Consider the following 8,441-nt stretch of genomic DNA (forward strand, 5'->3'; position numbering starts at 1 on the left):
GGGGGAGTCATACCGCAGGAGGAGCCGCCCTCAGAAGACCACGACAACTTAACTCAGGAACTCCCGCTGACCGCTTAAACTGGAAAATAACTTTGGCGACGGGGGTGGCAAATAACCTTGGCGGTTGACATTCGGCTCTTGCTCCAGGCCAAGATGCGCGTGAGCAGCGTTGAGATGCACTGCTCCCCATCGCTTCTTAGCAACACTAGCAAAGCATAATTTCATGGGCGTGGGACTCTTCTCACAGTAAAAGCTAAGCCATCGCAGCAGATTCAATATTGTCTAATGCACTCAAAACCTGCTTAGCTAGAGAATGTCCGTCTCCCCACCAAACAAGTTCGTCATAAATTTGTGACATGTTGTATTTGAGGTCAGAAATGCCTTGATTTGAGTCTGCTAGCTGTTGGTACACCGTGCTTTCCAGGCTTTCAATACGTGAAATAATCTCATCTTGCTTACCTATTAAACATTCCAAAAGTTCTTCGATTCTTGTAGTATCCAAAGCTTACCCCTCCTGTTAATTTATATCTGAACTCAGTGGTGTTCCGGAATGTCCAATCCTCCCCGCAAATAAATATGCCCGAGGACGTCTGCTTCGTTACCCTTCCCTTATCTTTATTAACGAACCTTGGGGAGTCTCTTAATCTGTGAATTGAACACACGCTTGCCTCCGCCGAGAGCATGGGATTCAGACGTTTGGACGCCATTCGACTGCTACTTTATGTGAATAACATTCCCGGCTTCTTCCTTCGCCCCCTGCTTCTTCACTAGAACGCCTATGCCTCCTCTTATCGCTTTATCAACCGCTGGGCCGGTTCGCTGATAACCAAGCAGTCGCGCGGTCTCACGCACCAGGTCGGCGACTGGCAGGCTCACATGCTGTTCAAGCACATGCAAAGCGGCATTAGCGACCTCCTGTGGCGGCAGGTATTCCGCGTCCCTTTTCGAACCATCACTCTCTCCTGAAATGCGAAACAGAGTGAAAGATTTGGGGTCCAGGCTGGACTGCCAGAGGAAGGCGCCTTCAGCCCCACGCACAACCTTAACATCTGCCTTCTGGGTCAGGAGCTCTATTCTCTTTATCGTCCGCGAGGTGACTCTCCCAACTCCCCAGTGTTCGGCAACCCTTCGAGCAACAAGTTCATGGCTCACCGGCCCCTCCACTCTGACAACCGCCTCTATGAGCGAACAAATGCTGGCGTCCGATTTCGCATCATAGAAATCATCAGGAGTACCCCTGATTTCTCTTACGACAAACGGTTCATATACGGGTAGCACTGGTTCATGCACTGGGGGCTGCGGTAATGTTTGTTGAGCAGCTTCAGACAGTGAGGTGCTTGCCGATATTGAAGGTGCAGCTGCGATAACTTGCGCCATCGATTCAATAGCCGGCTTCGGTGTCTTGCTCGCATTAATTGCTGCTTCAATAGCTGCTTCCATCCGGGCCAACTCCACGGCCGGCTTTTCCCACCAATCGGTGGACCACACCCGATGAATTCTCCAGCCGAGGCCGATCAGTATGCTTTCACGCAGCTTATCCCGGTCACGAGCAGTTTTGGAACGATGATAATTCGCACCGTCACACTCTACCCCCAACAGGTAGCGCCCCGGCCGTTCCGGATCGACGATTCCGAGATCTATCCTATACCCGGAACAGCCGACCTGCGGATGCACGATATATCCCTTGTCCTGCAATGCATCACAGACCTGAGCCTCAAAGGGAGATTCACATTCCCCCTCACCGTCCGCTGAACGCCGTTCCGTAATGGCCACCGGACCTCGTTCGGCATAATCGAGGAAACATTTGAGGTCGGCCACCCCTTTTGATCTGGATTTCGAGAGGTCTATATGCTCGGCCCGGAGGGTGGAAAACACCACCACTTCTTGGCGGGCCCTGGTGATGGCGACATTGAGCCGACGTTCGCCGCCGTCACGGTTCATAGGGCCGAAGTTCATCGATACCCTGCCAGTGGCATCAGGACCGTAGCAGATGGAGAAGAATATAATGTCCCGCTCGTCGCCCTGGACGTTTTCCAGATTTTTTATGAAGACCGGCTCCGCTGCGCCATCGGCAAAATACGGTTCAATGGACGGATTCTGTCTGCGCGTCTCCTCCAGCAGGTCGTCGATCAACTGTTGCTGAGCTTGGCTGAAAGTGACGATCCCGATACTGAAAGTTGACAGGTGAGGATCGAGCAGTCGGCGTAACACCTCGGCCACGACTGCGTTGGCCTCGGCGCGATTGGTCCGGCTCTTTCCCTTGTCGTATTCGCCCGCGACATTCCGGTACGAAACTCCGAGCTCCTGGTGAGGCGATGGAAAGGTGAGCAACCGATTGCCATAATAGTGGTAATTGCTGAAGGCGATCAGGCTTTCGTGCCTGCTGCGGTAATGCCAGTTGAGGTGCCTCTCCGGAAGCTGGGCAGCTATGCAGTCGTCGAGGATGCTTTCCAGGTCGTCCACCAGATTGTCGTCAGCATCGGCACCATCCCCGCCATCGGCCCGCGAGAAGAAATTGGTGGGAGGCAGTTGCTTCGGATCGCCGACGATGACCGCCTCTTTGCCGCGCGCGATGGCTCCGACCGCGTCCCAGACCGGAATCTGCGAGGCCTCGTCGAAGACCACGATGTCGAAGGAGGGATGGCTCGGGTCGAGATACTGGGCAACCGAAATGGGGCTCATCAGCAGGCAGGGTTTCAGCCGAGGCAACAGGTTGGGAATCTTCTGGATCAGTGCGCGAACCGGCAAGTGGCCAACCTTCCGTTGCATCTGATGACGGAGCAGCCCCATCTCGGAGTTGGGATTGCTCGCCTGCCCCTTGGGGACCTTTGCCGCGATGCGGGCCTGGATTTCCTTCCGTGCGAGCAGGGTGTACTTGTCGTCGATATCCTTGAATTGACGGATCTTGTCCTCGAAGGCGCTGCTGAAGAAGCCGCATAAAGCCGGCTCTGCACTGATGATGGCGTCGCACCACCATTGGTAATAGCCTCTGGTGAAAGCCACCTGAAGGTTGTCGGTGGAAAGACCACGACTCTCGTAGGCATCAATCAACGGTTTCAGCTCAAGGGCAAGCGCTTCTCTACGCGCCGTTCGCCAGTAGCACCAAGCTTTCAGGCCATTCAGCTGCTGTTGCCATTGGTTGCAACGTTCTTTCAGAGATGCAAGAAAGTCATTGGAGGCGGCCGTACCCCACACGGTTTGCTGGTCTAACACCAGCAGCGATGACAGGGCGCTTTCTACCTTGGCAAAATGCTCGAACGTCTTCAGATACACCTGTAGGCGCTGACCTATAGCGCCCTCGCTGCTGAGTTGCTCCCTACCCTCCGAAATGAGCTGCGCCCATTTTGCCCGTAAATGGATGGCGCGTTCAAAATCAACACCTGCTACACGGCCAGCAACCTTGCGCAAGGATTCGGTCCGCTCGATGTAGTCTCCGACAACGCTCCAATCAGCCTCACCGCCCTGCCAATAGACGCCCAGGGCCCCTTCAGCGCGAGCAGCAGCCGTCTTGATGAACTGCTCTTCCTGCCGCAAGGCAAGAGCCTGCTTGATGTCGGCGACAACCTCGGCATTTTGTGGGCTGTACTCCGGGCAAGCGGCGGTCCCAAGAGATAGCCGAACCTTTCGGCTACCCAACCACCGCGGCAAGAACCAGGAATCCTGAGCGGCCGACCATTGCTGGAGCAGTCCATCAAGATCCATGTCGAGGATTGCCGGCTTGAACCGCTTATAGAGCCTTTCCCGGTAGAGATTACGCTGCAGGCCGTGGCTGGTGATTTCCTGGATGGACGCCTTGAGCGGCTCCCAGTCAGAAGACGAGAGGAGTGCCGGCGGCACAGATGGGCAGTTGAGCAGTGCTGCCGCGATCGCAGCCAGGTTATCGAGGTCCAGGTGGGTCCAAGAAGCGTGCGTCATGCCGACAACCGATGCGACCCCGCCTGCGGCCCTTTCCATGGACGCAGCAGCATCTTGAAGTTCATCCACCGCACGCTCGACGCTATTGCGGAATTCAGGGGTCCATGCTTCGCACGCGGCGGGCGCCTAGGGGTTGGTTCCTGGATGGCCGATTTGCGCGCCGGCAAGTTGCAACTGGCGGACCGCTTCGCGCAGGTTGTTCAGCCGCTGGCGACCGACATTGAGCACGGAATTCCATTGTAGCTTGACCAGAGGCACGTCGCGATGGCCGATGAGCTGCGAGATGCCGTGAAAGACTGTTTCCCCCGATTCGCGAACCGCGTGAAGTGCGGTAACATAGGCGTTTAACTCTTTCCGGGCTGCGGCGAGTTTTTGTGCCTCCTCCTGCCATTCTTCCGTCGAACGATTGGAATGGGCGTTAAGCGCCTGCTCCAGTTGGCTCAGCACACCTTTCTTGTGGCTCTTGTTTGAATGAAGCTCCAGACAAAACGGCCCCAGGCCGGATTCCGTCAGGCGACGGTGGACCACCTCAAGCGCCGCCCGTTTTTCAGACACGAACAGGACGGTTTTTCCCAACGCCAGGTTATGGGCGATGATGTTGGTAATGGTTTGGGATTTCCCCGTGCCGGGCGGCCCGTGCAAGACGAAGCTTTTCCCGACTGCGGATGCATGAACGGCTGCAAGCTGCGACGAGTCCGAACTGAGTGGGCAGAAGGTCTCGTGCGGGGTGTGAGTTTCATCCAGTCGGTCTGGATCGGGGAATACCCCGTCATCGGGATACTCGTCGGTGGGGGTGTGGATCAGGTGCCTTACGACGGAGTTTTTCTGCAACTCATCGGCTCGCACCTCAAGGTCACGCCACATGAGGAATTTGGTGAACGAGAAGTGGCCGATATAGGCCGACTCCAGGACCTCCCATCTATCGATGTCGACGACAGCCTCCCTGAACTTCCGGAGTATGAGCGCCACATCGATCCCATGTTCGTCCATAGGAATCGGGTCAAGCCCGGGAATGGTGAGCTCAAAGTCCGCTGCCAGGTGAGCCAACAAGGTGACGTTGACCATCGGCTCGTCATCTCCCAGCTTTATGCTGAACCCCTCTTGAACGGACCTTCGCTCGATAACCAGCGGGATAAGGATGATCGGAGCCAGCCTCTGTTTCGGCGACGTTTTCGTCTCGTACCAAGCGAGAAAACCCAGAGCCAGATAGAGTGTGTTGGCGCCATTCTCCTCGATGCTGAGCTTTGCCTCCCGGTATATCTCCAGCAGACGCCGATCTATCTCCGCCTCGCTCACATCGGCGTGGAGCCGGCGCGCAAGCAGTTCTTCCTTGAGCATCTCGTCCAGGGAGTCGTTTCCGGTCCGGCAGCGATGGACCTCCGCATTGCGGGAATTGCCCTCACCCAGCCCCTGGAGGCGAGGAAAGATCTTAAAGGTCTTCCCGTCAGCCAGAGCATCTTCCAGGGAGGCTAGGTCGGGACAGAGCAGGGGGAGATTCTTTTTGGAGTCCCGGAAATTCAGCTGTCGGTTATTCAGGGTAAGATCGAGGAGCTTGCGTTTCCATCGGTCAAGGCGGGTTGCCGGTGTCTCGGCAACGACCTCCGGTGCAGTTTCAGGCTGGGTGGCGAATTGCAGGAGATTGATCGTTGGAACGCCGGTGGAATCCCCTTCTTGGTCAGTTGCTGCGGGGGCTGGGGCCGAAGCAAGCTCAACACGTAGCGGTAGGGGGCGAATTTTACTCTTCCTCGCCCGGCGAACGTCGATCACGCAGCGAAACCCCGCCTCATTCTCCAGATGCTTCATGCCTTCTTTCACCGCCTGCTCGAAAGCTACAGCTGACTCGTTTGTCAGGAGTGTAGTTTCAAAGAGCGTGATCTGGCCCAGTTCTACCCGCTTACGCAGTCGCAGCAGATCATCGGTGGCGACGTCGGCAAAAGTCTCATCTTCAAGCCAGACCCCGACAAAGGCATGTCCAGCGGTGATAACGACGAGTGGGTGAAGCCCTGCTTGTTCCAGGCATGAGGCCGCCAACACTGTGAGATCGAGACAGGTGGCCAGACGGCTTTCCTGTATCCGATCAGGCAGGCGGATCTTCTGGCCGGACTCCTCAAAGCTTGCCGGTGGGTTGATGTAGCGGATAGTGCGCTGTTGAAGAGCGGAGTAAATGGCGGCCGCGGTAAGGACCACGCGCTGCGGGTCGCGGGACTGGTATCCGGAGATGGCTGAATTTCCACTCCAGGTTCCGAGGATTCCGGCGGCATCGGACAGCACGGCTTCAATAACGGGGTGGTTGGGCGTGACAAATGCCGCGAGGATTTCCGGAATCGATTGCAGGCCGTTCCACTCATCGTAGGCCAGAACATCAATCCGCTCATGGCATGATGCGAGTACGGCATTCTCCTGCAATACATCGACAAAAAGAGAACCGGCCACCTTTTCCGTGAGGCCCGCGAGAAGATCGTGAGACAGTCGCAGATCGACGACACCCAGGTTGAATGTTTCACCGGGATTGATGGCAGTGATGCGGCCCTCCCATAGAGCGGCAAAGGAAGGCTCTGTAGAGATGCGGACATTTAGGTCTCGGAGAGCGCCTTCGGTCCCATTACGGATTCGCAGGGACTTGACAACCGGCACGTCGTTTTGCTGCATCGCATAATTGACAGTCCGGTCATAGTCCAGATCGACAAAGATCGGTCGAAAGTCACCGTTCGGAGTAGTCTCCTGGTTCGCTTCTCCCATCACACGCCCCCTCAATCAACATTTAATTAGGACAAAGTGCCTCATTCAAAGTAGCATCCAGCGGGACAATTCCGGGGATACGATACCTATAATTTTGATTGTTCTCTAAATATCGACAATTACCTGCTGGTTTCCTTCAGCGGTTGTATAGATTTGCAGGACTTTAATCTTGTTTAGGCAACAGGAAATCCATTCACCGGCCATCCCTTCTTGCAGGTGAGGCACCCCAAAAACTCCTGCCCCTCTTTCGGGCCGCTCTGGAACCTCTTTCGCTCTAATTCTTTCCCACAGTAGGGACACGCTCGGCTCGATGGGGCCGCCTTGATCTCTACCCCACTCTTTTCTGGTGCAGTTTCGGCGGTTGCAGGTTCCTCCGACTGCCGGGTACCGTTGCATTTCGGGTAAGTGCTGCAGCCCCAGAACTCGTTTCCGGCATTTTGGCCCGTGCGCCCTGTCCGCTTCCTCATTTCGGCACCGCATTTCGGACAAGCCGGTGTTGATGCCGCAGGGGAGATCGATTGCGGCTTGCGCAGCATCGGTTCCGGCTCCTTGTTAGTACTGGGAGATTTTGGACCGATCATTCTCTTGAGTTTGAGACCATCGATAAGCTCCAGGTTGATCCCCTGCACGAACTTCCTTGCGTCGTCGGAAAACGTTCCGGAGGTGACGAAATACCCGGTAGTTGCGCCGGCTGCGCACATCACACCGTAGAACTCCCGCACCGGCTGCACCCCGACTTGGTAGGCTTTCCACTGTTTGCACTGCACCAGGTGCTTTTCCCCTCCCCTTCGCAGCACAAGGTCTATGCCGCCGTCGGGGCCGTCTCCGCCCATCCGCTCGACGGTAAAACCGTCTCGCCGAAAATGCTCTCCCACCAGACACTCGAACTCTTCCCAACTCATCTCGTTGAGGGCACCAACTTGCGGCTTGGACTGGACCTTTTCATACAGCTTTCGCTGCTTCAGAGTTTTAATGGCAGAGAAAATGGCGCCAATGACGAAAATCGCCGGGACCATCCATTGCCCGAACATCGCAACGGTAGTGACCAGCCCCCGGTAAAAGGCATCTCCCATCTGCCCGGGCGCAGTCGCGCGTATGAGAGGACGAGAGGCGATGGCATGGAGAATCAAATACGTGATCGGAGCAAGTAGGAGGGAGACCTTCCATGGGAGCAAACTGGCCAAGTCTACGAGATCTTCAAAGGGGCTGTTTTGCTGACGTCGTGCCATTCTGTGAGTGAACTCCTTCAGGTTTTATGGCTTAAATATCACACATAAGAAAATTTACAAAGTCGAAGAGATCTGCCATTCCAATCACTTTCGGCCCGCTATCTGATCCCAAACGTGAAACGACTCGGTGATATTGAAGAAAGCGTGGTGGTGAGTATGCTGGCCTCACCAAGATAGGTGAAGTCCATGTGGTGCCGGATCCGATGGAAAACATGTATTTCGTCGCCATTGCGTGCGGCGTGTACCATCCTCCCCTCGGCAAAGTGGTCGGTCGGCCCTTCCCACTCCAGACGATTGCCGGTCAACCTGTCTCGGTATTGCTCCTGAAAGCCTTGCTTCTCCTCAGTCACGAACAGGATGATCTTGTTGTTGTCTTTAGGCGTGACAACCCCTCTGGCCAAAGCCTGATAACCCGCATAGCCCCATATACCCCCCTGTGTCAGGATAGTTGTCGCCTCTGAGGGGCCGTTTGGTTTTGGTTTTGTGACGATGTGAGGCGGTGAGCGAAGCGAGCTCGCCGGCGCCTCACGGAAATCGCGAACTGAAGATCCTGCCGCC

Annotated in this window: 5 protein-coding genes; all 5 read right to left on the minus strand. The window is 55.8% G+C overall.

Translation table 11 applies throughout. From position 1 onward, the window contains the following. Window positions 1-253: 253 nt before the first annotated feature. A complete protein-coding gene (locus ACYVL5_RS23025; protein ID WP_460597889.1) occupies window positions 254-502 on the minus strand; it encodes a hypothetical protein in 249 nt (82 codons plus the stop codon). Window positions 503-714: 212 nt separating this feature from the next. Beyond that, a complete protein-coding gene (locus ACYVL5_RS23030; protein ID WP_460597890.1) occupies window positions 715-3,984 on the minus strand; it encodes a DUF3320 domain-containing protein in 3,270 nt (1,089 codons plus the stop codon). 57 nt (window positions 3,985-4,041) lie between these two features. Next, window positions 4,042-6,654, minus strand: coding sequence for a DUF4011 domain-containing protein (locus ACYVL5_RS23035; protein ID WP_460597891.1), 2,613 nt, complete (start codon window positions 6,652-6,654; stop codon window positions 4,042-4,044). Window positions 6,655-6,827: 173 nt separating this feature from the next. Then, window positions 6,828-7,883 (minus strand): restriction endonuclease, encoded by a 1,056-nt coding sequence (locus tag ACYVL5_RS23040; RefSeq protein ID WP_460597892.1) that lies wholly within the window; start codon window positions 7,881-7,883, stop codon window positions 6,828-6,830. Window positions 7,884-7,981: 98 nt separating this feature from the next. Beyond that, window positions 7,982-8,441: hypothetical protein (locus ACYVL5_RS23045; protein ID WP_460597893.1), on the minus strand; the 460-nt coding region annotated here is incomplete at its 5' end.

It is taken from the genome of Geomonas sp. Red276 (genome assembly GCF_054784495.1).